This is a genomic window from Paenibacillus periandrae, assembly GCF_022458865.1.
GTDB lineage: Bacteria > Bacillota > Bacilli > Paenibacillales > NBRC-103111 > Paenibacillus_S > Paenibacillus_S periandrae.
The window spans coordinates 385,984-411,830 of record NZ_JAJNMU010000001.1 but is presented as its reverse complement, the minus strand read 5'-3'; the positions used below and the strand labels follow the sequence as shown (position 1 = coordinate 411,830).

Here is a 25,847-nt window from a genome sequence, read left to right as displayed (position 1 = left end):
TTTCTTATTTGTGCATCTGAGTCCAGTTCATGCCAATGCCCGAGTAATGATAGCCCTGTGAAGTTAATTGCGCGCCATCCAGCATATTTCTGCCATCCAACAGGAAAGGCTGCTTCAAGCGGCTTCTTAATTGTCCCCAGTCCGCCGTAATATACGGCTTCCATTCCGAGCATAGGATGACAGCATCACAATCTTGAATAGTTTCCTCCAGGGAATCGAACTGCTGCAGCTGTTCGGAGTACATGCTGCCCGGAAGCTTGGCTACCGGATCGTGGACTCTGATCATAGCAGAGCTTTCCAGTAATTTTGCAATCATGCCGATTGCGGGTGCTTCTCTGATATCATCGGTATCCGGTTTAAAGGAAATGCCTAATACCGCGATTGTTTTCCCATTGAACGTGCCCAACAGCTGCTCCCAAATATCCAAATAATAGACAGCTTGCGACTGATTGACCTGCACAACTTTTTCTAGAATCGTTAAGCTAAGGTCATGCTCCTGAGCAGTAAACAGCAGCGCATGGATATCCTTGGGAAAGCAGGAGCCTCCATATCCGATGCCTGCTCTTAAAAAGTGCGCTCCAATCCGATGATCCATTCCAATCCCGACGGCAACATCGGCAATATTTACTCCTAACTTCGTACACAGTCTGGCCAATTCATTGATATAGGAGATTTTCGTAGCCAAAAAGGCATTTGCAGCATATTTGATCAGCTCAGCTGTTTTGGGCTTGGTAACCACAACAGGACAGCTTAATTTCTCATATAAAGATCGAAGCCGTTCTGTGGCTTGGTCATTTTCACTGCCAATAATAATCCGATCAGGCTCAAGAGCATCTCGTAATGCGCTGCCTTCTCTCAGAAATTCAGGATTAGATATCACGTCAAAAGAAATTGCTGTAAGCTGGGCTTGTGTAATCCATTGGACTACTTGTTCATTAGTTCCAACAGGAACCGTGCTTTTGATAACAACTAGCCTGTATCCCGGCATATTGTTGCCGATACTCTCCGCTGCTTCTTTAATAAACCTCAGATCCGCACTGCCATCACTTCCTGAGGGAGTCCCGACACAGAGGAAGATGATCTCATTATTGCAGACAGCCATGTCCACCTCTGAGGTAAACGTGATCCTGCCGGAAGCCAAATGCTTGCTTAACGCATCGTCCAGACCAGGCTCGTAAAAGGGGAGCACACCTTGACTCAACATTCGAATCCTTGACTCATTCGGGTCCAATCCCGTTACATTCCACCCAAGCTCTGCAAGCAGCAAAGCTGTAGTCACGCCGACATAGCCCATTCCCATTATTAGAATATTCATTTGTTGGTTCCTCCAGAGGTCAGCACGTGCATGAATTGCGGGCCGAGAATGGCATGACTTAGGGTAGTCCCAGAATCAAACAGCTCAAGTCCTTCCAGCAAGATGCAGTTCTCCATATGGCAGCCGTCCAGCTTAACGTGCGGACCAATGGTTACATAAGGACCGATGATGCAGTTTCTTAATAAGGCGCTTGGGTCAATGAGCACAGGGGGAATGACTATGCATCCGTCCAAATGTTCTCGATTATTCAGCAATCCATCGGCATCCATCTGGTCCAGCATCCAGTGATTTGCTTCAAGCCATCGTTCCATCGTCCCCACATCTGAATAGTTTTGTTCTGTCTTGTGGAAGACTGCTGAATAGCCGTGGTTGATCATCCACGAAATGGCATCCGTGATTTCATATTCTCCTCTTGGAGAGGGGCTGATTGCATGTATGGCCTTGAATATGTCAGCCCTAAAAGCATAAGCTCCAAGAACGGCGAGGTTAGACTTGGGTGACACAGGTTTTTCTTCAAGTCCTACTATTCGATTCCCGTCGATTTCTGCAATGCCAAAATCCCGAGGGTTTGCAACGTTTCCAAGCATAATGGCGATCTCATGATCGTCATAACGAATAGCTTGAGCCAAAGGCTCCAAGGACTCTGTAATCAGATTATCTCCTAATAATAAGATGAAGGGTTCATCCAGAATAAAGGACTCGGCCTGCAGAACTGCATTTGAAATCCCAAGGGGCTGCAATTGATGAATATAGGTAATATCCAAATTCCACTGCTCACCTGTGCCAATCTCTTTCATGAAAAGCGCGAGGTGCTCAGGACGTATGACAATGCCAATCTCACGTATTTGTAATTTAATCAGCTGTTCAATGCAGTAATACAGAATAGGCTTGTTGGCTACCGGGAGTAATACTTTTGGTGTTGCTTCGGAAAAGGGGTAGAGCCGGCTGCCTTTACCTGCACAGAGAATTAATCCCTTCATAAGGTTTAAGCTCCTTACTTATATGAATTTATTATTAATTTATGAATATCATTTTCTATATGTTAGGGCGATTAGCAGTTCATAGAAAAATATGCGCTTTGATCAATAAGTGTAGTGGGGTCAACTGAATTCCGCCTTATTACTCTATCAACAGCCTACACAATTAGATTAGAAAATCATAGGATACAGGGAAACCTGAGAAGTTTCAAAATTAGAAGCGAAGGGAATGATCGTGGTGTCTTTGGCAGATCAAGTGAAGTTAATGCTTGACAACCATCCTGATGTAGCAGAAGTTCAGGTGAAATATTATAAAGTCGAGTTGGATGCAGAAAAAGGGGAATTGGAAGAAGTAGAAGACAAAGACGAAGACAGCGACGAGGAAGAAGATCAAGACGAAGAAGACGAGGACGAGGACGAGGAAGACGAAGAAGATGAAGACGAAGAAGATGAAGATGAAGATGAAGATGAAGATGAAGATGAAGATGAAGATGAAGATGAAGATGAAGACGAAGAAGATGAAGACGAAGAAGAAGAAGAAGAAGATGAAGAAGACGAAGACGAAGACAGCGACGAGGAAGAAGATCAAGACGAAGATGACGAGGATGAAGTTTAAGTATGGACATGTAAACATAATTGGTTAGCGGCAACCCGGACGCCTGCGGGGTTAATCCATCATTCAGTATAAATATTAAGTCTATGTAAGTGTACAAGCTGCTTACGTGGAGATAAAAAAGCGGCTGCATCGGCCCTAATGCTGGACTCCTGTGTCAGGAGGTCCAGCATAGGAACTGAGTCTGAGGGAGGCGTTATTTGCGTTCCCAGACGGACAAGATGTCGTCAGCAACTCGCTGCCAAGTGAAATGCTGCTCAACCAGTCGACGGCCATTCAATCCCATTTGTCGAGAGCTGTGAAGATCAGACAACAACAAATTAAGATGATGCGCATATTCCAGGGGATCTTCCGGATCCGTTATTAGAATGCCGTTATTACCCCGTACAATTTCCGGGTTTCCTCCTCGATTGGTGGTAAGAAAAGGGAGTCCTGCAGCCATTGCCTCGTAATGGACTCTTGCCAACGGCTCTTGCCAGATGGAGGTACAAACAAAAATATCACTCGCACAGAACCAACGATGAACATCGTGAGCTTGAACGTATCCGGTTGTGATTACGGGTATAGAGGAATGCTCAGCTAGAGCGCGGACATAAGCCACATAATCACTAATCGTATTATCGCTGTACCAAGCACCACCTACAATGACAAGCGCGGCATCGGAATGCCGCAGATGAGACATGGCGCGGACAAGGACATGTGGACCTTTGTTACGCGACAATCTTCCTACAAAGAGGATTATCTTTTTCGATGCAAGATTGTACTCCGCTCTAATACTTTCTCTGGCCTGCAACGAGTACTGGGATTCAGACCAAGGAGCAAACTTGCTTAAATCAACCCCGGAGTAGATTGTTTTCAGCTTCGGCTCTACCTGAGGGAAGTAATCACTTATCGCACTGCCAATATAATTACTAATAGTAATGATCCGTTCAGCTTGCTCAATGGCAGCGCTGCCCTCGGATTTGCTGATTTTGGCAGGATTAAACATATCGTTATGCATACTTAATATAATTCTGGCGTTTGGTGCGGCCTCATGAACGGCGGCAATGAGCTTCGGACGATTAAAAATATGAATGATATCATACTGCTCCTGGGTCTGCGAGAGGAAATGGATGACTTCTTGAACATAAAGGTCTAAAACACCATCTGAATGGACACGAACATAACGGATACCCTCAGTAACTTCTTCGTTTAATAAATCCGGATCTGTTCTTCCAAGGATAGTAATTTGATGATGCTTGCTTAGCAGCGAAGCAACCCCACAGATATAAGTCTGTATGGCACCGCCCCTAATGTTGGGAACAGGCAGTTTTTCAGTGCAAATCATTAAAATATTCATTAGGCCGTATCCTCCTAAATTTAATAGAAGACTTACTTCGTAAGCTTCTATTTGATAATCAGGCTGTCTTCTGCGTCCTTGGTTTATAAATTGGTTTATTGGAAGATTTAAGCGGAATCGCTTGTTTTTTCTTGACTTCTATTTTCTTTTTGGTTACAGGGGATGGCTGCCTAGCTTTTTTGACCGTCGTTTTCTTAAGCTTTTTAACGATTTTTATTTTGGTTACAGGCCGCGATTGCAACTGTTTTTTGCGTGTTTTACGTTTAGTCTTAACAACCACTTTTTTGACTTTTTTCTTCAATCTCGAAGGTTTAGGAACTCGAAGGGCGATACGTTCCGGCTCATTAGCAGGAGGCTGTGCGGCTGCGCTGTTGTCAGCTTGTGCGACTGTATTTGCAGCTAACTCTCGAGTCCCAACGGCTGCGGGTGGATGCATGATAGGCACTCCAGCCGGCTCATAAATAAGTGGAGCATGTGTAAATAGACCAAAATGCTCAGAACGAGCAGGTGTAGCCGAAATATCAGAGTCTGACAAGTAGACCGGATTGGACAATGGCGTATACGGCAGGTAATCCAGATCAGTATCAAAAACAGGGATAGCTTCTTGCTGCTGGTAATCCAGATCAGTATCGAAAACAGGAATGGCTTCTTGCTGCTGGTGAGCGAAATCAGCATCGAAAACAGGAGTAAGCCCTTGTTCCTGTTTTTCGGAGGCTGCCCAAGGCATTTGTGGGATATCGATGCCCACCGGAAGCTTGATACCTTGTCGAACAGGAGCCTTGCGTACAACTTCCCATTTGGATTCGATTTCCTCGGTCGAGTATTGTGCAGGTAAATAAAGGGCTTTGTCCTGCTCCAGCTCGGTTAAGGCCTGCCATTTACTGCTTTCTGTTGCCAACACTCTTGCCAGAATAGGCTCAAGCTCATGCTGCAAAAATAAATTCGGATCAAATACGATCTCCTTGATATGCTTGTAAAACTCGTTAGGAAACGCCATATCGATCCATAAGAGCTCAAACATATCCTGGTCAATCGGATTAGCTTCGTGGTAAGCACCGATCATACCGCGAATCCAGTTCAAATCCCAGTAACCCATATCATCCATCGTACTCGTTATCAATTTACGCAAATCACGGAAGGGCAGGTCGTAAGCGACTCCATCCAGATCTATGACCCATATCCCGCCGGGGCCCATCTGACCGTTGGACCATCCGTAGTCCTGATGAGCAAGTCCCCAGTACTGCTCACCTTTGCCTATCATTTTGAAATAGGGAGATGTCTGGAAACGAGAGAATATATCCTGAGCCTGTTTTTTAAATTCATCGATAACAGAAAGCAAACGTTCACTTGATGGTGTTTCCCGATAGACGGTAGCAATATCCTCGAACCATCCAATCTTGGCCATAATTTTCTCATAATAGTTGGACCAGCCGTACAACCGGGACGATTTGGCAGCACCCAATGGAGGAGCATAGCCTTGGGAATGCTTATGAAACTCCCCAAGACCGTAGCAAAGCGCGACGGCACCTTCCAGATCGATTTTTGAAGCTTGCTGCAGCGATTCAATCCACTCCGTCACAATCCATAGCTTGCCACCGGCTTCAACATACAACGTGTTTTCTTTATTGGGAATGAAGGCAGGTACCTTGGCACCTCGCTCAACCATATATTGCTGGGCGCCGATACTGAACAGGCTTCTCTTGGGATCTCTGTGCAGTACTTTAAGGCTGCGAGGGCCACGATCCGTATTAATTCTCCAGATAGCCCCGCCTTTATCGGGTTTGGAAGTAATCAGCAGCATGTCGAATACAAGCATTTCGTACTGCTCCATCACCTTGTAAGCCATTTTTTCTAGCTCGGGCGGAACGTATTGCTCCAGAACGGTTCCAGGCGGCAGCGTGTTCGTGAGATGGTCCCAAGGCCCAATTAAGTAGTTCTCCAAAACGATCACTCCTTCATAAAAAATTAATGTTCCGTGCAGATTTCAACTGGATGGCCTGATCGTATAAGCTCAGCTGCTTTTCAGTCGTTTGTGAAATATGAAATCGATCCATCACGAATTTTCTTCCGGCTTTGGCAATATCCGATTTTTGCTGTTGTTCCAGAAGCAGCATACTCTTTATTTGATTGGCCAGCAGGGCACCGGATAATAATTGTGGGCAAGCATGGTCGCCAAACCATGAATCCCATGCTTTCTCGTATAGAACCGGCTTCACCAATCCCAATAACCCGAGTGTGCCTGCCGCTAACAAGGGCCGTTCACAAGCCATAGCTTCAAGGGCTATTCGTCCCGTACCGATAACATAATCGCTGATACAGTAATAAGCACACATGTCGGTAACCTCGCCAACGTAATGAAGATAGGGATGATTTGTCGCCTTGCGATGGTTATTGACCAGTTTGATGATGCTCTCTTGCTTATTGCCTCCGCCAGCAATAATCAGATGCAAATTCGGATCATCCGTGTATCTTAAGGCCGTGGTAACATGAATCATGTACTCACCGATATCCGCTTTCTCCCACGACAGGCGGCCTGCGTACAGGATTACATTTGCATGCTGGGGAATAGCCAGCTTTTGACGCAGATACCTTCGATAGAAGGGGGCATAAGGCTGATATTCCATAACATCGAGTCCATTGGGAACCAGGATGGACTCAAAACCTTTCGCTGCCAGTGAACGTTGTATAGAAGGACTAACACAAGTAACAGTCGTGGAATTTTGCAGCAATTGGAGGAATTCCGGGTCATAATAGTTGCCATGTACGGTGAACACAAAAGGAATGTCCATCCGATCCGCAGCGGTGATAGCAATTCTTCCTGAGGGTATTTGGTGGCCATGAACCAGATCAATTCGTTCCGAAGCTATGATCGATTGTATGAATTCTATATACAGTTCCCTGTTTTGCGAATCAGGCTCATAGGTGTCCAAAACAAAGTCGATTTCATAATAAGAGCATCCCAGTCCGAGAAAGTGGTCCAGCAGCTTTCCTTTTTTACCAGCCACGATGACAGCGGCCCCTTGTTTTAAAAGCTCGCGGGTTAAGGAGAGCGTGTAAGTTTCCGTTCCGCCAATATTGAATTGATCAATAACCATCAGAATCCGCAGAGGGGGAGCGAGGCTTGGGGAAGGAGCGGATTCCGTAGGGTCAGGGCTCAACGTGCTATTCTCAGACACTCCTCGCTTGTTAGCTTGCATGATTCACCTCCCAAACAAGTTACTTGTATCTATTTCTAAGCATATGTCATCTAGCGATTCGTTGATATGTACATTCGTGGATTTTGCTCAAATACGTGGGATACGGAGCATTGTCCTAAGTTTTATTAGCACAAGCTGAATATATTAGTATACGATTCATAACCAAAGGAGTGAACCGCTTGGATATCCAAAAATTGCTTAAAGGGGCAGCGCTGATCGGGAAAGGAAAGCAGGGAAGGGTCTACAAGCTAGCTTCCGATCGGTGTGTCAAAATATATAGCGATGAGCAGCATGCTCAAATGGAATATATGTCCTATTGCCGTGCAGCGGGCTCTCCAGTCATTCCTAAGCTGTATGAAGCAGGACCGAATTACTTGATTATGGAGCTTGTACAGGGAACGTCGCTGGATCGTTATTTGAAAAAAAAGGGCGCGATGACTCGAAGTGATACGGAGCATATTTTATTCATCATTCATGAAATGACAAGGCTTGGGTTTACGCGAATTGATGCCGCGGTATTTCATATTTTTATCGATGAGGACCAGCCAACTGGCAAAGTGATCGATCTGGTCAACAGCTATACAAAGCAATACCGCATTCCGTTGGTAATGTTCAAAGGGTTGTCCAAACTTAACGTCTTAAATTCTTTTCTCGCGCATGTTAAAGTATTGGACCCTGAGTTGTATCAGTTGTGGGGGAGTTACTTGATGGCAAGGAGCGAACGGTATGGGAAACTCCAAGTTTTCGATGAATGAGGATTATTTTAAGCCGCACCTCATATGCGAGCAATTTCAATTAGGCAGTTTTCATAAGGTTCTTGGCGAGCTGGGTGGAGCCTTTAATACAAATGTAAAAATGGAGACAAGTGAAGGTGAATTTGTTGTTCGCATATTGAACGAAAATAATACGATCAAGCATCTGCGATATGTGGGAAAGATGCTTTCGGAGCTGAGTGCGAAGGGGCTGCCGGTATTGGCACCTCTTTTGGCGAAGAATGGGGACTCTTTTATAAGATGTAAGGATAAATTGCTGCAGGTGTCGGCCTTTGTGACTACTGAGCCTTTCCAATGTCGGGAACGACAGGTATATGCCAGCGCGCGGAGCTTAAGGGCTTACCATCAGGCGCTGGAGCATGTACATCCGGGCCCTAAACCGGGCTGGTCCTTCTATCGAAGCTCTGTTTATTACAAGCAAGCCAACGAACGTCTAAAAAGTCTTGATATGGTTCCACAAGCCGAGCTTTCCAGTATGGAGCTCATCCTTGAAGACTTGTCGACCAAATGGGGGCGGGCCCAAGCTTCACTTCCGAAAACGATTCTTCATGGGGATTGGCACTTTTGGAATCTGGGTTATGTGGGGGATGAAGTCAGCTGTGTGATGGACTTTGATTTTATGCAGCAAGGAACAAGGATTCACGATGTCGCCTACGCGTTATGGGTTATCTATGTGCTGCTGCCGGAGTATGCCTACAGCTTTGACAGAACTTTTATAGAGGGATATGGACCACTGACGGATGAAGAGAAGCATATACTCCCAGTCGCTGTAGCTAGAATCGCTATGTTTTTTCTGTTTCAATCAGCTTATGCTTCCAATCCTTCGGTGAAGTGGCAAAAGCACTATCCAAAGCAGGAGCCCCTGATTCAATGGTTATCCTCTGAGGGCGCCATTCGGCTTGAGGAAATAACAAAAGCGGCATCACAGCCAACTTCGTCTTGTAGGACAGAGGGAGGGTCAATTGAAAAGGTTGCTCCATCATAAGCTTCTGAATGGATCGCGGTCGCCCTGGAGGCGGCCGTTTCTTTCTATTGCGTAATTTTACCAAAAGTGCCATTCTATACGTATACATGGATAAGAGGATGTGCACAATCGTATGTTGACAATGAAGCGTTGGCGTTCTTTTTTATATGATTACTTAACCTTGAAACGTAGAATTATGATCATTTTTTCATTCACGGCCCTGATTCCATTTATCAGTATCGGACTTATTTCTTATTATACGATCTACTCGCTGCTCACCAATAAAATTCAAACCGGTATCCAGAGCAATCTGAAGCAGGTTGAGCTCTCACTGGAAAATACGATCACCAACCTGAATCATGTTTCCCAGCAGCTAGCTTTTCAGGGGGCCGTAGGCAAGAAGCTGGATCAGCTGCTCTCGGCCAGCCAGCCCTACGAAAGGGCACAAATGACCGATGAAATCAAACAAGAGCTAAGTCTGATTTCGTTCACCAATCCGTCGGTCGGGCTCACGTTGTATTATTTCAAACAGGACGACACGTACAATTTTGAGAACCTGGGGGTTAAAGAGAACTTTTCCTTGAACTCACTGCCACTGCTTGCTGAATATTTTGGGATTTCCTACTATGGACCGCATATTAGCAACAATCGCTTTGACAACCAATACGTATTGTCGGCGCTGAGAAAGGTGGACCTCCCGGATCGTGATGATGTCTATGTGTATATTGAAAGCGGGTTTCGGCTGACACAGGCAATTTTGAATAATGATCCTTTGGGAGGCAGGCCGTCCCATCTGATTGTGGACAATAACAGCAGAGTCGCTTACAGTGAGGTGGCCGATATATTTCCTCGTGATTCTTATTTTCCGGTCATTACCGACGGTCGCAAATTGGGTGAGTACAATGGCTATTATGGTTTCGTGGAGACAAGCAATCAGGGTTGGAGCGTAATCTCGCTGATTCCGAAAGCTGATTATAACAAAGAAATGAACCGTTGGTTTGTGCAAATATTTCTGATTACCTTGCTGTTTATAGGCGTAAGCCTGCTGCTTGGTTGGATTTTATGGAGAATGGTCTATCGCCCTCTAAATCATTTTAATAAAGAAATCAAGCTGCTGGCGCAAAACCAGAGGCAGTATGAACCCGCCTCGACCCAAATTCCTGAATTTGATTACTTACTCAATCAATTTCGCCAGATGAAGCGGCAAATCTGGGAGCTGTTCAGTGAGGTAGAGCAGAAGGAAAAGCGGAGGGTTGATCTGGAGGTGGAAAAGCTGCTGTATCAGATTAATCCGCATTTTTTGATGAACACATTGGATACGGTGCATTGGTTGGCTGTCATGAATGGTCAAAGCGAAATTGACCGTCTGGTCTCCTCCTTGAACAAGCTGTTGTTTTATAACCTGGGCAAGCTGGGTGAGGCAGCAACGATGCAGGAGGAAATTGACGCACTGCAGCAGTATTTGATCTTGCAGCAAATACGATACGATTTTAAATTTGATGTTCAGCTTCATGTGGATGAGAGTGTACTGAAAATGCCGATTCCTCGATTTATTTTGCAGCCGCTTGTTGAGAACGCACTTTATCATGGATTGAACGACGATGGATACATACAGGTTAATGTCCGATTAAATGAATGTATTGAGATTTCGATTCACGATAACGGCTCCGGCATGTCGGAGGAAACGATTCGTCATTTAATGAACAATCAGGAAGTGGAAACGCGAAAGGTTGGCATGGGGATTGGTATGAATTATGTAAGGCGTGTGATCGAGTCCCAGTATGGTAAGCGGGCGGAGCTTAGAATTGACAGTGTGATTGGGGAAGGAACGACAATTTTTTTAAGTCTGCCTGTTCAGGAGGTAAGTATCCATGATTAGAGTTCTCGTAGTGGATGACGATAAATTAGTTCGTAAAGGCTTAATATCGGCAATGCCTTGGCACGAATTTGATATGCAGGTTGTGGGTGAGGCCAATAATGGGGAGCGTGCGCTTGAATTTTTGCATACCAACGTTGTTGATCTGCTGCTAACTGACCTGGCGATGCCGGTTATGTCAGGAATTGAGCTTATGAGGTTGGTTCGTCAGCAGCTGCCGCACATTCACATTGTTGTGCTAACGCTTCATCAGGATTTTGAATATGTGCAGGAGGCACTGCGTCTCGGTGCTATTGACTATATTGCCAAGGTACAGCTGGAAAAGGAACGCTTTGAAGAAGTTCTGGGGAGAATTCACAAGCGGATGATGCAGGCGGGATTATCGGCGGAAGGGAACAAGCCAGTAATTCAGGATGAGGCTGGCTTCAGCTCAGATCGTGCCTATGTATGGATCGCCTTGAACAAGGAATTAAGCTTTAAAGGGATGAGGCCTTGGAGTGAACAGGAAGGTTTGGGTTCTCATGAACTTCAATGGATTGAGGTCGAGCCCAATCTATGGCTGTCGAATCCAGTACAACCGGAAGATTCGATTACGCAGCTACGCATGGAGCAGCTAATCGGGAGTCTGGCTGGCCAGTCTGGCTGGATGCTGTTCGGCTTGGATGGTTTAAAGGGTCACAAGCAGCAGGAGGTGCATCGATGGTTAAGGGAGTACAGGGAGAAGGAATTTTTTTATGATTATGATCCTGATCAACCAGCAATTGTCTACTTGACGCTGAACAATTCCACAGTCCACCAACGGAACTCTTCTGAAGATAACTCTAATGTATTAAAGATTCAGTGGTCTTCCCATGAATGGATTCATAACGATCTGGTGTTCAGCAGGCTTGTATATGAGCTTAAGCTGCTGCGGCTGTCGCAGGTGAAGCTAATCGGGCTTTTGTATGGGCTGACAGACGAGTGGAACCGGTTATTCGTGCCACTTGGCCTGGTGAAATTAGAGCTTAATCCTGCCTTGGACAGCTGGCATGAGGTTGAAAAATGGCTCATACAGGTGCGTGATTTGGTTCGCAAAGCGCTTGCGAAGCCGGCATTTTCCCCCGAGGTGATCGAATGTGTAATGAAGGCGATTCAGATGCTGCATCAAGAACTGCACCAGCAGGTTACCGCAGCTGACATTTCCAGGAGAGTCAATATGAGCCGCAGTTATTTTAGCCAATGCTTTAAGGAAATCGCAGGCAAAACATTTAATGATTATTTGCGTCAGCTGCGCGTGGAGAAGGCCAAGGAATACTTGCTGTACACGAATAAGACGATTGCCTGGATTGCAGAACATACTGGATATATGGACGAGAAATACTTCAGTCGCTCTTTTCGCGAGCAAATCGGCATATTGCCAAGTGAATTTAGGCTAACGATGCGCGAGGGTAGGGAAATGTCCGATAAATAGGTAGAAGGAGGTCGGTACAACGAGAGGACTTGTTTGGAAGAAGATAAATTGTCGAGCATATACCTACCTGAACCCGTAACCGCTTTCTATCCGGGGAAGCGGTTTATATATGTTACTTTTATACAGCAAGATCATTCGTACAGGAAAGAAGGGGGCGTTAACATGCGTAAGACCCAAAAATCCATCCAGATTTCAATCGCAGCTATGTTAGTTGTGATAACCGCATGCAGCAATACGAATTCGACCAAGGAGGAAACCAAAGCCGCAGCGAGTACACCGAACGCAGGTGCAGTAGCAGCTGTAGCTGCAGATCCATTCGGCAAATATGACAAACCGATCACGATCAACATTGGAAAAAGCATCGATCCCTCTGATAAGTCACTGCCACCAGGAGATACGCCGGAAAGCAACCAGTATACCAAATATGTCAAGGAGCAGCTGAATATTGAATCCAAAATGATTTGGCAGGCAGCTCAAGGTAAAGATTACGACCAAAAGGTCAATCTATCCATAGCCAGTAACGACCTGCCGGATACGATGATTGTCAACGATACACAGCTTAGACAGATGGTCAAGGCAGGACAGCTCGCCGATTTAACTGAAGTTTACAATAAATTTGCTTCACCTGCGATTAAAAGCATTATTGAAACGACCAAGGGCTTGGCCACTAAAAATGTAACGTTCAACGGAAAGCTGATGGCGCTGCCCAATGTCACGACCGAGTCCGACATGGTTCATATGATGTGGATTCGAAAGGATTGGCTGGATAAGCTCGGCTTGCAGGTTCCCAAGACGATCGATGAGCTGGAAAAGGTGGCCAAAGCGTTTGTCGAGCAGGACCCTGACGGCAACGGCAAGGCCGATACGATAGGGATCACCGGACCCCAATCCGGTGGCTTTACGAATGCGACCTTCATTGTACCGAATAACAATAATTATGGCTTTGACCCGATCTTCTCGGCGTATCATGCTTACCCTGGATTCTGGATCAAGGGATCTGACGGCAAGTCCGTATACGGCTCGATCACGCCTGAGACCAAGGAAGCGCTTGCCAAGCTGCGTGACCTGTATGCCAAAGGCTTAATTGATCGAGAGATGAGCGTACGTAAGGATGCTGCTGAATTGATCAAGGCAGGAAAGTCAGGTATTTGGTTCGGTATGTGGTGGGGTGGCTATGGCCCTCTTGGGGATGCCATCAAGAACGATCCCAAAGCCAACTGGCAGGCATATGCAGTTCCACTGGACGCCAAGGGCGAATTTACCCCGCATATGGGTACACCATCGAACCAATTTGTTGTCGTTCGCAAAGGCTATGAGCATCCGGAGGCTGCGATCAAGATGGTCAATCTGCTGCTGCGTGATGAGTCGAAATTCGACTTGAAAGTCGCTATTAACAACTATCCATTAAGACTCGTATTCGCTCCGATGGACGAAATGGACGTAACCTACAAAATGCTCAAGGAAGTACTGGCAGGCACCAAGAAACCGGAAGAGCTGGACATCCCGGGTTATAAATTGCTCAAGGCCGATGCCGAGAACGTGAAGAAGGTGAAGCTGGAGCCCTACGATAAGGTAGATATCGAGTATTGGAATCCGAATGCTGATCTGGGTGTATGGAAGCGGATGTATTCTACATTCGTAGGGGTGGCTGCGCTTCAACAGCCGTACAAGAAAACCTATAGTGTCACTTATTCGCAAACCAAAACGATGGAAGGCAAGTGGGCAACGCTCGACAAGCTGGAAAAGGAGACGTTCCTGAAAATTATTATGGGCGCCGCACCGCTTGAGACGTTCGACCAATTCGTTCAGGATTGGAAAAAACAAGGCGGAGACCAAATCACTGCCGAGGTGGATGAGGCTGCCAAGCAGTAATCGATAAGCGGTTATATGGGAAAATGGCGCGAAGCCATGAACCATCTATATATTGTGCGAGTTTAGGAAGTGCGGTGAATAAGAGGTGGAGGCTGCCATGTGGATTCGGAGATAGCGAAGCGGTGCCTTTGTTTGCAAATTTCAACCTATAAATGTTTTGTATAATGAAGAAATCTGCAAACAACAGCAATCGTAGAACCACATGGCAGCCGGAACCGCCCTTATTCACCGCACTTCACTTAAGGAGTGAAAAGCATTGGTAACAAAAGGTTTTGCCAAGCACTACTATATCATGCTCCTGCCAGGTTTTATTTGGCTGACCCTGTTCAGCATTGTGCCGATGTTCGGCTTCGTTATCGCATTTCAGGATTACAATCCGGGCTTGGGCATGCTGCATTCGGAGTGGGTGGGTCTGGACAATTTCACCTATATGTTTACGCTCGGGGATAGTAAAACGATTTTCGTGAACACGATTTTTATCGCGGTCATGAAAATTATCGCCAATCTAGTGGTGCCGTTGGTTTTTGCTTTAATGCTCAATGAATTAAGAATTATGATATTGAAAAGATGGATTCAGACCATCGTTTACTTACCGCACTTTCTGTCGTGGGTTATTCTTTCGGGGATACTCCTTGATATTTTTGCCTACAAAGGCCCGATTAATGATATGCTGTCAGCGCTCGGGGGAGAGCGGATTTTATTTTTTGCGAGGGCTGACCTGTTCCCCATTATTATTGTAGGAAGCGATGTCTGGAAGGAATTCGGATTTAATACGATCATTTTTCTGGCAGCTTTAACCGGAATTAATCCTTCCTTGTATGAAGCAGCGGCGATTGATGGCGCAACCCGTTTGCAGCGCCTATTTCATGTCACGGTTCCGGGAATAGCGACAACAGTGATCCTGCTCACCGTATTAAGTCTGGGCAATGTCTTGAATGCCGGCTTTGATCAAATTTTCAATTTGTATAATCCACTCGTATATTCAACGGGCGATATTATCGATACCTGGGTTTACCGGACAGGATTAGTGAATTTACAGTATGGACTGGCGACAGCAGCGGGTCTTTTGAAGTCGGTTGTCAGCTTTATTCTAATCACTTGCTCTTATTTCATGGCTTCCAAATATGCAAATTATCGTATTTTTTAATAGATGAACGGGTTGCAACAGCAGGTGGATGGAGGATGGTTATGGTTAAGGAAGCGACACTGGGGTCTAAAGTTTTTGATATTGTGTTGATAGTGCTGTTGGTCAGCATCTCGATCCTGTGTATATTGCCGATCTGGTATACGCTGGCGGTTTCGCTCAGTGAGAATTCGGCAGCCGCAGCCGGGCAGGTGCGATTGTGGCCAATCGGGTTTAATTTGAACTCGTATCGTGAGATTATGGATGACAGTAAATTTTTTAATTCATTCTGGATTTCGATTCAGCGTGTGGTGTTGGGCGCGGTTGTCAGCTTTGTCGTAACGGTTCTCATGGCTTATCCATTATCCAAAACAACAAAAGATTTTCGGCTCAGAAATGTGCTGATGTGGATATTGGTGTTCACGATGCTGTTTAACGGCGGTCTGATTCCATGGTATCAAACGGTCAAGGCGCTCGGCCTGATCAATAATATTTGGGGACTTGTGCTTGGACACAGCGTTCCGGTATTTAATGTCATTCTGGTCGTTAATTATTTCCGCAATTTACCCAAAGAGTTGGAGGAAGCGGCGCTCGTTGACGGTGCGGGTCCTTGGTACATGCTGGTCAAGCTGTATATTCCCCTTGCGGTTCCGGTTCTTGCTACGGTTACTTTGTTCAGTATCGTGTACCATTGGAATGAATTTTTTAACGGGCTGGTGCTGATGTCGAGAGCCGATCATTATCCGCTGCAAACGTACATTCAGCAGCTGGTTGTCATTATTGATGCTTCAACCTTGAATACCGAGCAGTTAAAAAGAATGAGTGAGCTATCCAATCAGACTCTGAATGCGGCCAAAATATTTATCGCGATGATCCCTGTACTGCTCGTTTATCCACTGCTGCAGCGCTTTTTCATTCATGGCATAACGTTAGGATCGGTTAAAGAATAAGAAACAAACAAAGACACCGATGAGGGTGTCTTTGTTCGATATCTATTTGTTGCTTTGGTGCTTCTCATCAGCTGATTTACCGTCGAATGTGTCCTCAACCCTGTCCATGATTTCTTGGACAGCCTCGCTCACCATATCTGTCGGGGCAGCATCCTGCTGATCCACTGGTGTAATGATAAAGTCAGGTGTGGGCGTAGGATGCGTATCCTGCTCTATGTTTTTTTTGCTCATGTCGGCTTCCTTCTCTCGTTTGGTTTTATGACGTACACAATATTACCCATCTCATACGATTTTATTCACCTGGGCTTCAACGTTTTCATTGAATCGTGCATACAAGAGAGTAAAGCTGTACAATAGATAGGAGAAGACATTCAAAGGCAAAGGAGTGAATGAATTGAGCGATATTACTTCTACGATTCAGGAAGCGTTTACCTTGGAAGCGGGACAATTGGAAACTGGAGAGAAGCTGTTTATCCGCGGAGAAGTCAGGGTTGTACCGAATCAACCAGACCCAAGTCCCGTGCTGCTGATCTGTCATGGTTTTAAAAGCTTTAAGGACTGGGGATTTTTCCCTTATATCGCAACACGTTTTGCAGAGCAGGGCTATTATGTCATCACTTTTAATTTTTCCTGCAACGGGGTGAATGAAACCGATTTTGATGAGCTGGAGCGATTCGCCGTGAATACATTTTCCAGAGAGCAGCAGGATCTGGAGGTTATTCTTCAGGCGCTGCTTGCTAACAAGCTTCCAGTTGCGGATGCTGCGGACAAGGAAAGTATTCATTTGTGGGGGCACAGTAAAGGCGGAGGAACCGCTATAATATTTGCCGCGGAGCATCCACAGGTGAAGTCGGTAATTACATGGAATGGAATCGGGTTCACGGATCTGTTCGACGATACTTTCAAAAAGCAGCTGGAGGAATACGGGATTGCCTACGTGGCCAACGTTCGAACCAAGCAGGAAATGCCGATCAAGGCTGTATTTTATGAAGACCTGTTGGCCAACAGAGAACGGTTTAATATTGTGAAGCAATTGGCGGGACTTACCATTCCGGTGCTGCAGATTCAGGGAGATCAGGATTCACCCCGTCTCATGGAGGGCTTTAAACAGATGCGTGAGGGGGATGACAAGCATTCCGTAGTCACTATTGCTGATGGAAACCATACTTTCGGAGCCGTACATCCATTTAAGGGAACAACGACCCAGCTGGAGCAGGCAATTCAGGCCTCCCTGCAGTTTTTGCCTCTAGGTTGACAGTGAAAAGACACTTTGTTAGCATGATATCGTAGTAAACCTATATGAATAAACTTTAATTAAGGTTCTACCGGACAGCCGGAGGCCAACATGTGATGTTGTGTCTCTTTTTCATATCCTATTATAGAAAGCGAAGTGTTCAGGCATGAAGCATAGAAAATTAGGAAGAACCGGTTTAAAAGTTTCCGAGGTGAGTCTGGGTACGATGGCGTTTGGGCGTTGGATTGATGAAGCACAGTCTCAGCAGGTTCTGGATGCCGCGCTCGATGCAGGAATTACATTAATTGATACAGCTGATGTATATGGAAAAGGCATGGATCGCGATAATCCTCTGGAGTCCGGAGAGTCAGAGTATATACTGGGCAGAGTGCTGAAGGGCAGACGCAATCAGATCATTCTGGCGACCAAGGTACATGGCAAAGTAGGGATAGGTCCTAATGATTCAGGACAAAGCCGCTATCATATATTCCGTGCGGTGGATGCAAGCCTGAAGCGGCTTCAAACCGATTATATTGATTTGTATCAGGTGCATCGCTTTGATCCGGAGACGCCGCTTGAGGAAACGCTGAGCGCTCTCGATGATTTGGTCAAATCCGGCAAGGTAAGATACATTGGCTGCTCCAACTTTGCTGCATGGCAAATTGCCAAGGCCCATGGGATCAGTGCGCTGAACCATCTCCACCGGTTTGAAAGTGTGCAGCCTGAGTACAGCATTATTACGCGAGGCATTGAGGATGAGTTGATTCCTTTCGTTGCCTCCGAGCAGGTCGGTGTTATTGTGTACAGCCCTTTGGGTCGTGGACTGCTGTCAGGGAAATACAAGCAGGGGGAAGCTCCACCTGAGGGCTCGAGAGCCGCAGCTGGCGAAAGAAGAATACATACCCTGCTCGGTGTGGAACGCAATTACCACATTATCGAATCGCTCAAGCCTCTGGCGTCCAACCGCGGCTGGACATTGGCGCAATTCGCATTGGCATGGGTGCTGAGCAATCGACATGTTTCCTCTGCTATTCTTGGAGTATCGAAGCCGGAGCAAATCCAAGATGCGTTGCAATTTATCGATGATCCGCTTACGGCTGAGGAATTGGCCGAGGTTGACCGGATTTCGAAGCTGAATTAATGGAAACGGCTAAGTGGAACAATCGCGCAATCAGCTGGATTTTCTTTGATGTAGGCGAAACGCTGGTGGACGAATCGAAGCCGATTCGTGAGAGCATCAGGCAATTTGTCGATAACGCCGCGAGACTTGGTTATCAGATTGAGCCGCATATCGTGGAGCAGTCGCTCATACATTATCATGGGTTGTTCAGTACGTTTCCGATGCGGCAGGTCATGGAACAGCTCGTTCCGTCCGAGGCGGATCGTCTGGAGATACGCAAGGGTATGGCTTATCGCAAGGATTGGGACGAGCCGTTCCCGGATGCTGTCGGGATTCTGGAGCAGCTGAGCCGGCATTACAAGCTTGGGATTATCGCCAATCAGAGTGCAGGTACGGCTGCGAGACTGGAGCAGTATGGGATGCTGCAATATCTATCGGTTGTCTGCTCTTCCGCAGAGGAAGGGTTATCGAAGCCGGATGTACGCTTATATGAACGAGCCCTTACAGAAGCGCAGTGCAAGGCTGAGCATGCAGTGATGATTGGTGATCGGATCGATAACGATGTCATTCCTGCAAAGCGTGTGGGCATGCAGGCGATATGGGTACGGCAGGGACTTGCCCGGCATCAGCCGATTCCGTTGGATCATACCGCACCGGATATCGTAGTGGATCGATTAGGGGAGATCATCAAGTATTTGGCAAGAGTATAGTAGTATCGAAGAAATGATGCTGACAAGGTGCCCTTTTGGCTGTCTTCCTTTAATGGAGGCGGGTGAGAGGGCTTTTTTGAATTGGCGGATCGTCCGTTTGTGATATGATTGAACAGGACAGGAGGACTATGATCGTGGAAAACAAATGTATTAGATGGTATGAGTTCGGAGAGCCACAGCATGTTTTAAAGATTGAGAATAAAGAAATGGAGAGACCTGATCATGGAGAAGTTCTTGTTCGTATGCGGGTTCGACCCATCAATCCATCCGATCTGATCCCGATTACGGGAGCCTATTCCCATCGTATTTCACTTCCGTGTATTCCTGGATATGAAGGTATCGGCATTGTGGAGGATGTAGGTCCTTCGGTTTCTCAGGAGCTGATAGGTAAACGTGTACTGCCTTTACGTGGGGAGGGCACCTGGCAGCAATTTGTTAAAGTGCCGGCACAATGGGTAGTTTCGGTACCTGATGGTATAGAAGATTACATAGCAGCTCAATTATATATAAATCCGATAACCGCCTGGATTGCCTGTACGGAAATCTTGAATTTGCAGCCAGACGATGTTGTACTGGTCAATGCTTGCGGCTCTTCGGTGGGGCGCATCTTAGCCCAATTATCTAAAATTTTAGGTTTTCGATTGATTGCAGTAACGAGAAATCATAGCTATACCCAACAATTACTTCGATTGGGTGCCTCCCATGTTATCTCTACATCTGAAATGCGACTGCATCCAACAGTGATGGAATTGACGAATGGTCGGGGGGCCGATGCTGCAATTGATTCGGTAGGGGGATTATCCGGTACAGAATTAGCTTATTGCGTACGTCCTCATGGCTCATTATTAACCATAGGTCTTTTATCAGGAACATCTGTAAATTGGGCGGATATTACAAACAAGGCTCAAGTCCATATTAAAATGCTTCATTTGCGGCATTGGAATCAGCGTGTATCTGTTCAAGCTTGGCATGAAACCTTTAACCAGTTGCTATCCCTCATTCAGGATAAGAGATTAAGTCTGATGCAACCACAGTCGTTTTACGACCTGACAGCGATACATGAAGCGGTTAGAGCTGCAGAGAGTGGTGGAGGCAATCAGGGAAAAATATTTCTGACGAGCCAGGAGTCAACAAACAGGGATTGACGTTACCTGCGAAAATAAGTATGATAACTTATGAATGAAGCGAAACGAAACTATAAATAACAAAACGAAATGACAAAACGAAATAAAATACACTTTAAATCGAAAGAGGGCTTTATGATGAGTCGAGGGTTGGTTTCATCTACACCGCTATTAGTCGAAGCAAGAGCACAAGGATACGGAATCGTCGCCTTTAACGTACATACACTGGAAATGCTGCAGGCTGTTGTGGAAGCGGCTGAGAGCTGCAGGGCACCGGTTATTATTCAAACCACGGTCGGTACCGTAAAGCATTTGGGGATGGACTATATTGTAGCAGCCGCTCAGGTAGCGGCACGCCGGGCATCGGTACCGATTGCACTTCATCTTGATCATTGTCAGGATTTGGCGCTGATTCAGCAGTGTATAGAAGCCGGGTATACCTCCGTCATGATCGATGCCTCCAAGCTGCAATTCGAGCACAATGTCGAGCGGACGAAGGAAGTCGTGGCCTATGCAAGCCGACGCGGTGTGAACGTGGAAGCGGAATTGGGCAAAATCGGTGGTGTTGAAGACGATATTGTTGTGAGTGATGCCGATGCGATGCTGGCCGTTCCCGAGGAGTGCGAGCAGTTCCTGGCGCTGACCGGTGTTCCTACACTGGCTCCCGCCATCGGTACGGCACATGGTATTTACAAGGGTGAGCCGAATATAGATTTCAAGCGTATTGAACAAATCGCGAGTCGAGTGGCTGTGCCTCTAGTTCTGCATGGCGGGTCCGGTATTCCTGCTGATCAGGTCAAACGATGTGTAGCATTGGGAATGGCCAAGATGAATGTAGCGACCGAATTGAAAAATGCATTTTCATTGGCCATTCAGCAATTTTTTGCTGAGCATCCGGAGGAGCTGGATCCCCGTCAATATATGGTACCTGCCAAGGAAGCAGTCAAGCGTATGGCAATAGATAAAATCAACCTTTGCGGCAGTGCAGGCCGCGCTTAATGCTATAGAAAGAAGGAAGGGATACTGCCTTATGCATAACGAGTATCTGCTTGGTATCGATATTGGAACCTCCGGCTGTAAAATAGCTGCATTTTCACCGGATGGCGAGGTTGCCTTTCAATGCACCGAAAAATATGAAACGTTATATCCGGCGAAGGATTGTGTGGAGCAGAATCCGCTCGATTGGTGGGCGGCGGTATGCCGCGGGACGCAGCGAATGTTTGCCCAAACCGCTATCCGGCCGCATGAAGTTAAAGGTATCGGCGTGGACGGACAAAGCTGGTCGATGATTCCTGTGGATGTAACTGGACAGGTACTGCGTAACAGTATGATCTGGATGGACCGGCGTGCAGTCAGTCAGTGTGAGCAGATGAAGCGTTCCGTAGGGGAGGAACGAATTTTTGCAGTTTCCGGCAATCCGCTGTCACCCTCTTATACGACTGGCAAAATCCTCTGGATGAAGGAGCATGAGCCTGAGCTGTACGCAAGGACACATAAAGTGCTGCAGTGCAACAGCTTTATCGTGTTCCAGCTGACCGGGATTGTTTCGCACGATCTTTCACAGGGCTATGGTATTCATGCATTTGATATGCAAACGGGAACCTGGGACATAGAGCTGTGTCGTGAACTGGGAATCGATCCGGATTTGCTGCCCAAGCTGTACGGATGCAGTGATATCGTCGGGACGGTACATGAGGAGGCGGCTGCGAGCAGCGGGTTGCTCATCGGGACTCCGGTTGTTGCTGGAGGCTTGGATGCGGCCTGCGGCACATTGGGGGTTGGTGCGATTCATGATGGTGAAACTCAGGAGCAGGGCGGGCAGGCTGGTGGCATGAGCATTGTGATGAGCCAGCCCATCATGAATGACAAGCTGATCCTGGGCTTCCATGTCGTTTCAGGTAAATGGCTGCTTCAGGGAGGTACGGTCGGTGGCGGGAGCCTGAACTGGTTCCAGCGCGAGCTGTTTGGGAAGGACGTTACAGCAGTATCTCAGGTATCTAATCCGGGAGATAAGCTACAAGACGATGCAGAAGCGGAGCAGAATGGCAGCGCTTTACCCCAGTCTGTGTTCGATCCGTTCAGAGAGATCAATGAGGAAGCGGCACAAATTAGCGAGGGCAGTGATGGCCTTATTTTCTTGCCCTATATGGCAGGCGAGCGCTCCCCGATCTGGGATATCGATGCCAAGGGTGTTTTCCTGGGACTTTCCTATGCAACGACGCGTGGTCATATGGCTCGTGCCATTATGGAGGGCTGTGCATATTCGCTGCAGCACAATTTGGTAACGGCAGAAGATGGCGGCGTAGGTATTGGTGAGCTGTATAGTATGGGCGGTGCGGCGAATAGTCAGCTATGGTCACAGATTAAAGCAGATATTACAGGCAAAACCTTGCGGATCGCAGCATCCGATACGGCAACCACCCTCGGAGCCGCAATGCTGGCAGGGGTTGGAACAGGCATGTATAAGGACTTTGCCGAGGCGGTTCGAAGGACAGTCCGTTTCCAAAGAGCTTATGCTCCCGATCCTGCACACACGGAGCTGTATACAAAGGGTTACGAGCTGTACCTATCGGCTTATGCAAGCTTGAAGGATTGGTTTCCACAAATGAAAGCGAGGTCTTGACGCATGAAAGCAGCAGTATTATATGGACAAGATGATATTCGTGTTGAAGATATAGCGATTCCCGAGCCGCAGGCGCATGAAATTCTGGTTAAAGTGATGGCCACAGGGATTTGCGGCTCCGATGTGCCCCGTGTTCTGGGAACCAAAGCGCATCATTATCCGATTGTACTCGGGCATGAATTCGCCGGGATCGTAGCCAGGGTCGGCACAGGTGTAACACGGATTGGTGTCGGGGATCGGATTGCCGGAGCGCCGTTGGTTCCTTGTCATCAATGTGTGGATTGCTTCAAAGGGGACTTTGCCCAATGCCAATATTATTCCTTCGTGGGTTCACGAGTGAACGGCAGCTGGGCCGAGTACGTCATTATTCCTGAGATCAATGCGGTTCGGATTGATGATGCGGTCAGCTATGCGGAAGCGGCTTTCTTTGAGCCATCGGCTGTTGCCCTTCATGCGCTGCGTCATATCAGCTTTCAAGGCGGCGAGGACGTGGCCATTCTGGGCGGAGGCACGATCGGATTATTAACACTGCAGTGGGCCAAGGTGCTTGGAGCGCGAACGGTTACGGTATTCGATATCAACCATGATCGTCTGGAGCTTGCCCGCAAGCTGGGTGCGGATTATGTGATCGATACACGCAGCGAAAACTTCAAGGAACAGGCAGCTTCTATTGTAGGTGCCACAGGCTTCGGTATCGTGATGGAGACAGCGGGATCGGATGTGACCATGCGTCTTAGCTTTGAGCTGGCGGCTAATAAGGCAAAGGTCTGCTTCGTAGGTACCCCAACCAAGGAGCTTACGTTCGATTACAAGCTGTTTGAGCTGATGAACCGCAAGGAATTTACTTTAACCGGTTCCTGGATGTCCTACAGTGCGCCATTTCCCGGGAACGAGTGGGAGCTTACGGCACATTTTTTGAGTAAGCAAAAGTTCAATTTCCTGGACATGATCGATAAAATATTGCCTCTGGAGCAAATCAACGAAGCGTTTGAGCTGTACAAGCAGCCGGGTGCAGTTAAAGGAAAAATACTGCTGACCCTGGGAAGTGAACCTGTGTGAGTGAGGACCCTATTAACGCTTCCCATGCAGATTCACGTAAATTGTTAAGCCTGGAGCGGCATCAACGGATCATGGATTATTTAAAAGCTAACAGGAGCGCAGAGGTCTCCCAGCTAAGTGCGCTTCTTAAAGTATCGGAGGTCACCGTGAGAAAGGATCTGGAGCGGCTGGAGCGCGCCGGCTTGTTATCCAGAAGCCATGGCGGTGCGATCCTTTTAGAGCGGCTGCTGTACGAGCCTTCTTTTGCCGAGAAGGAGGATCAATGGATTGATGAAAAACAAGCCATAGCTCAAGCTGCAGCTTCTCTCATTACAGATGGAATGACCGTAGCGATCATGACAGGAACGACATTAAGCCATACGGCACGGCTGCTCATGGAACGTCAACGATTGAAAATCGTCACGAATGCGGTCAATATAGCAACCGAGCTGATGCATGCGGCAGGGGTGAGTGTATTTTTGACTGGGGGCAATATTCGACCGAATACGTTGGCTTTGGTTGGAGAAATGGCAGAAAGGTCATTGGAGGGCATTTATGTCGAGACGGCCTTTATTGGAGTGAATGGCTTCAGTCTGGAACAGGGCTTAACAACTCCCAGTATTGAAGAAGCCCGAGTTGTCAAAAAAATCATGGAGAATGCACAAAAGGTAGTGGTTGCGGTCGATCATACGAAGTTCAATCAGGTTGCTTTTTTTCGGATTTGTATTGTGGAGCAGATCCATACCGTTATTACGGACGGGAAAACACCAGCCTCCGAAATTGATAAGCTGCGTGACAAAGGAATTACGGTTATCGTCACTTAAAGTGTGCCTGCGCAAGTAAGCTACACTTTTGCAATGACAGTTCCGTGAGCCCGCCGACCTGATCTTGTTAAAGGTAACTTTCGCGGACAGGCGGGTTCACGAGGACACATAGCAGATCATTAAAGGTTCCGATGTATAAGTATCGATAACGGCCAGGGGGCTTCAGTCGATTACTGCTTGATTCCAACTAAACGTTTAGCAAATGAGGCACCGAATTCCTGGCATTGCTTAAGCTCGCTCTGTGAGGGGGACATTTCGATTTTCAAGCCTTCCGCTACAACCTCAGCACCAATTTCCTTTAGCTTGTCAACGAGTTGATCGACCGCCCCGCCGAATACTGGATAAGAAGAATCGCAGGAGCCAAACACAATCGCTTTTTGTCCGTCCAGTTGTACCTCCGACATTTCATCAAAGAAATCGAGAAACTCATCCGGCAAATCTCCGTCTCCCCAAGTGTAGGCACCCAGCGCGATACCATCATATTTTAACAGGTCATCGCCTGATGCATACATGACTTCCTTAATATCCAGCTCTACATTCTCGGATTTAATACCCTCGGCAATGGCGTCTGCCATATCCCGTGTATTTCCGGTAAGGCTTGTGAAGACCATCAAAATTTTACTCATTCCCATACCCAGCTCCCTTTATGTGTAATTGCGTACTGATGTTAAGCGAATACCAACAATGATAAACGTTATCAGATAATCAATAATGATAATCATTAT

General features: G+C 46.9%; 23 protein-coding genes. 16 read left to right on the top strand and 7 right to left on the bottom strand.

All coding sequences use genetic code 11. From position 1 onward, the window contains the following. Positions 1-4 precede the first annotated feature (4 nt). Positions 5-1,315, bottom strand: coding sequence for a UDP-glucose dehydrogenase family protein (locus LRL21_RS01960; RefSeq protein WP_240414068.1), 1,311 nt, complete (start codon positions 1,313-1,315; stop codon positions 5-7). Continuing rightward, positions 1,312-2,295, bottom strand: a complete 984-nt coding sequence (locus tag LRL21_RS01955; protein ID WP_240414067.1) for a sugar phosphate nucleotidyltransferase — start codon at positions 2,293-2,295, stop codon at positions 1,312-1,314. The genes LRL21_RS01960 and LRL21_RS01955 overlap by 4 nt, the downstream gene beginning before the upstream one ends. 241 nt (positions 2,296-2,536) lie before the next feature. Here LRL21_RS01955 and LRL21_RS01950 point away from each other — a divergent pair, with 241 nt between their 5' ends. Beyond that, positions 2,537-2,908 (top strand): hypothetical protein, encoded by a 372-nt coding sequence (locus LRL21_RS01950; protein ID WP_240414066.1) that lies wholly within the window; start codon positions 2,537-2,539, stop codon positions 2,906-2,908. Positions 2,909-3,101: 193 nt separating this feature from the next. On the opposite strand, the gene LRL21_RS01945 is transcribed toward LRL21_RS01950, so the two are convergent. From LRL21_RS01945 to LRL21_RS01935, 3 genes are read right to left on the bottom strand one after another with little or no spacing between them, the layout of a single operon-like run. After that, positions 3,102-4,244 carry a glycosyltransferase family 4 protein gene (locus tag LRL21_RS01945; protein WP_240414065.1) on the bottom strand — a complete coding sequence of 381 codons (1,143 nt, stop codon included), beginning with the start codon at positions 4,242-4,244 and terminating at the stop codon, positions 3,102-3,104. 58 nt (positions 4,245-4,302) lie between these two features. Then, on the bottom strand, positions 4,303-6,186 hold the full coding sequence (locus tag LRL21_RS01940; RefSeq protein ID WP_240414064.1) for a CotS family spore coat protein: 1,884 nt from the start codon (positions 6,184-6,186) through the stop codon (positions 4,303-4,305). 13 nt (positions 6,187-6,199) lie between these two features. After that, positions 6,200-7,441 carry a glycosyltransferase gene (locus LRL21_RS01935; protein ID WP_240414063.1) on the bottom strand — a complete coding sequence of 414 codons (1,242 nt, stop codon included), beginning with the start codon at positions 7,439-7,441 and terminating at the stop codon, positions 6,200-6,202. 179 nt (positions 7,442-7,620) lie between these two features. On the opposite strand from LRL21_RS01935, the gene LRL21_RS01930 reads away from it, so the two are divergent. From LRL21_RS01930 to LRL21_RS01900, 7 genes are all read left to right on the top strand, one after another. Beyond that, positions 7,621-8,196, top strand: coding sequence for a kinase (locus LRL21_RS01930; protein WP_240414062.1), 576 nt, complete (start codon positions 7,621-7,623; stop codon positions 8,194-8,196). Next, a complete protein-coding gene (locus LRL21_RS01925; RefSeq protein ID WP_240414061.1) occupies positions 8,168-9,199 on the top strand; it encodes a phosphotransferase in 1,032 nt (343 codons plus the stop codon). Before LRL21_RS01930 ends, LRL21_RS01925 begins: the two co-directional genes overlap by 29 nt. A 121-nt stretch (positions 9,200-9,320) precedes the next feature. After that, positions 9,321-11,057 carry a sensor histidine kinase gene (locus LRL21_RS01920; protein ID WP_420832415.1) on the top strand — a complete coding sequence of 579 codons (1,737 nt, stop codon included), beginning with the start codon at positions 9,321-9,323 and terminating at the stop codon, positions 11,055-11,057. Continuing rightward, a complete protein-coding gene (locus LRL21_RS01915) occupies positions 11,050-12,504 on the top strand; it encodes a response regulator (RefSeq protein WP_240414059.1) in 1,455 nt (484 codons plus the stop codon). Before LRL21_RS01920 ends, LRL21_RS01915 begins: the two co-directional genes overlap by 8 nt. A gap of 162 nt (positions 12,505-12,666) precedes the next feature. Then, positions 12,667-14,376 carry an extracellular solute-binding protein gene (locus LRL21_RS01910; RefSeq protein ID WP_240414058.1) on the top strand — a complete coding sequence of 570 codons (1,710 nt, stop codon included), beginning with the start codon at positions 12,667-12,669 and terminating at the stop codon, positions 14,374-14,376. 256 nt (positions 14,377-14,632) lie between these two features. Next, positions 14,633-15,523 (top strand): ABC transporter permease, encoded by an 891-nt coding sequence (locus tag LRL21_RS01905; RefSeq protein ID WP_240414057.1) that lies wholly within the window; start codon positions 14,633-14,635, stop codon positions 15,521-15,523. A gap of 41 nt (positions 15,524-15,564) precedes the next feature. Next, complete coding sequence (locus LRL21_RS01900; RefSeq protein WP_240414199.1) at positions 15,565-16,449, top strand: carbohydrate ABC transporter permease; 885 nt, start codon at positions 15,565-15,567, stop codon at positions 16,447-16,449. A 42-nt stretch (positions 16,450-16,491) separates the two neighbouring features. Here the strand turns inward: LRL21_RS01900 and LRL21_RS01895 are convergent, their stop codons facing one another. Next, positions 16,492-16,680, bottom strand: a complete 189-nt coding sequence (locus LRL21_RS01895) for a hypothetical protein (RefSeq protein WP_240414056.1) — start codon at positions 16,678-16,680, stop codon at positions 16,492-16,494. Positions 16,681-16,843: 163 nt separating this feature from the next. Here LRL21_RS01895 and LRL21_RS01890 point away from each other — a divergent pair, with 163 nt between their 5' ends. The 8 genes from LRL21_RS01890 (at position 16,844) to LRL21_RS01855 (ending at position 25,122) form a co-directional block, all read left to right on the top strand. Continuing rightward, positions 16,844-17,704, top strand: coding sequence for an alpha/beta hydrolase family protein (locus LRL21_RS01890; protein WP_240414055.1), 861 nt, complete (start codon positions 16,844-16,846; stop codon positions 17,702-17,704). Positions 17,705-17,849: 145 nt separating this feature from the next. Then, positions 17,850-18,824: an aldo/keto reductase gene (locus LRL21_RS01885; RefSeq protein WP_240414054.1), complete on the top strand. Its 975-nt coding sequence runs from the start codon at positions 17,850-17,852 to the stop codon at positions 18,822-18,824. Beyond that, positions 18,824-19,513 carry an HAD family hydrolase gene (locus LRL21_RS01880; RefSeq protein ID WP_240414053.1) on the top strand — a complete coding sequence of 230 codons (690 nt, stop codon included), beginning with the start codon at positions 18,824-18,826 and terminating at the stop codon, positions 19,511-19,513. Before LRL21_RS01885 ends, LRL21_RS01880 begins: the two co-directional genes overlap by 1 nt. A gap of 134 nt (positions 19,514-19,647) precedes the next feature. After that, positions 19,648-20,658 (top strand): zinc-dependent alcohol dehydrogenase family protein, encoded by a 1,011-nt coding sequence (locus LRL21_RS01875; RefSeq protein WP_240414052.1) that lies wholly within the window; start codon positions 19,648-19,650, stop codon positions 20,656-20,658. 114 nt (positions 20,659-20,772) lie between these two features. Beyond that, positions 20,773-21,636: a class II fructose-bisphosphate aldolase gene (locus LRL21_RS01870; protein ID WP_240414051.1), complete on the top strand. Its 864-nt coding sequence runs from the start codon at positions 20,773-20,775 to the stop codon at positions 21,634-21,636. A gap of 31 nt (positions 21,637-21,667) precedes the next feature. After that, positions 21,668-23,260 carry a xylulokinase gene (locus tag LRL21_RS01865; RefSeq protein WP_240414050.1) on the top strand — a complete coding sequence of 531 codons (1,593 nt, stop codon included), beginning with the start codon at positions 21,668-21,670 and terminating at the stop codon, positions 23,258-23,260. A gap of 3 nt (positions 23,261-23,263) precedes the next feature. Continuing rightward, entirely contained in the window at positions 23,264-24,319 is a 1,056-nt protein-coding gene (locus tag LRL21_RS01860; protein ID WP_240414049.1) for a galactitol-1-phosphate 5-dehydrogenase, read from the top strand. Further along, a complete protein-coding gene (locus tag LRL21_RS01855) occupies positions 24,316-25,122 on the top strand; it encodes a DeoR/GlpR family DNA-binding transcription regulator (RefSeq protein ID WP_240414048.1) in 807 nt (268 codons plus the stop codon). Before LRL21_RS01860 ends, LRL21_RS01855 begins: the two co-directional genes overlap by 4 nt. 170 nt (positions 25,123-25,292) lie before the next feature. Here LRL21_RS01855 and LRL21_RS01850 read toward each other — a convergent pair whose 3' ends face one another. Then, entirely contained in the window at positions 25,293-25,748 is a 456-nt protein-coding gene (locus LRL21_RS01850) for a flavodoxin (RefSeq protein ID WP_240414047.1), read from the bottom strand. Between the last annotated feature and the right edge of the window lie 99 nt (positions 25,749-25,847).

Bases quoted from the DNA above. Each gene is read 5' to 3' on its own strand.
- LRL21_RS01915 (WP_240414059.1), top strand. From the start codon at position 11,050: ATGATTAGAGTTCTCGTAGTGGATGACGATAAATTAGTTCGTAAAGGC.
- LRL21_RS01955 (WP_240414067.1), bottom strand. From the start codon at position 2,295: ATGAAGGGATTAATTCTCTGTGCAGGTAAAGGCAGCCGGCTCTACCCC.
- LRL21_RS01945 (WP_240414065.1), bottom strand. From the start codon at position 4,244: ATGAATATTTTAATGATTTGCACTGAAAAACTGCCTGTTCCCAACATT.
- LRL21_RS01900 (WP_240414199.1), top strand. From the start codon at position 15,565: ATGGTTAAGGAAGCGACACTGGGGTCTAAAGTTTTTGATATTGTGTTG.
- LRL21_RS01895 (WP_240414056.1), bottom strand. From the start codon at position 16,680: ATGAGCAAAAAAAACATAGAGCAGGATACGCATCCTACGCCCACACCT.
- LRL21_RS01850 (WP_240414047.1), bottom strand. From the start codon at position 25,748: ATGAGTAAAATTTTGATGGTCTTCACAAGCCTTACCGGAAATACACGG.
- LRL21_RS01910 (WP_240414058.1), top strand. From the start codon at position 12,667: ATGCGTAAGACCCAAAAATCCATCCAGATTTCAATCGCAGCTATGTTA.
- LRL21_RS01885 (WP_240414054.1), top strand. From the start codon at position 17,850: ATGAAGCATAGAAAATTAGGAAGAACCGGTTTAAAAGTTTCCGAGGTG.
- LRL21_RS01920 (WP_420832415.1), top strand. From the start codon at position 9,321: ATGAAGCGTTGGCGTTCTTTTTTATATGATTACTTAACCTTGAAACGT.
- LRL21_RS01935 (WP_240414063.1), bottom strand. From the start codon at position 7,441: ATGCAAGCTAACAAGCGAGGAGTGTCTGAGAATAGCACGTTGAGCCCT.
- LRL21_RS01860 (WP_240414049.1), top strand. From the start codon at position 23,264: ATGAAAGCAGCAGTATTATATGGACAAGATGATATTCGTGTTGAAGAT.
- LRL21_RS01870 (WP_240414051.1), top strand. From the start codon at position 20,773: ATGATGAGTCGAGGGTTGGTTTCATCTACACCGCTATTAGTCGAAGCA.
- LRL21_RS01880 (WP_240414053.1), top strand. From the start codon at position 18,824: ATGGAAACGGCTAAGTGGAACAATCGCGCAATCAGCTGGATTTTCTTT.
- LRL21_RS01865 (WP_240414050.1), top strand. From the start codon at position 21,668: ATGCATAACGAGTATCTGCTTGGTATCGATATTGGAACCTCCGGCTGT.
- LRL21_RS01960 (WP_240414068.1), bottom strand. From the start codon at position 1,315: ATGAATATTCTAATAATGGGAATGGGCTATGTCGGCGTGACTACAGCT.
- LRL21_RS01925 (WP_240414061.1), top strand. From the start codon at position 8,168: ATGGGAAACTCCAAGTTTTCGATGAATGAGGATTATTTTAAGCCGCAC.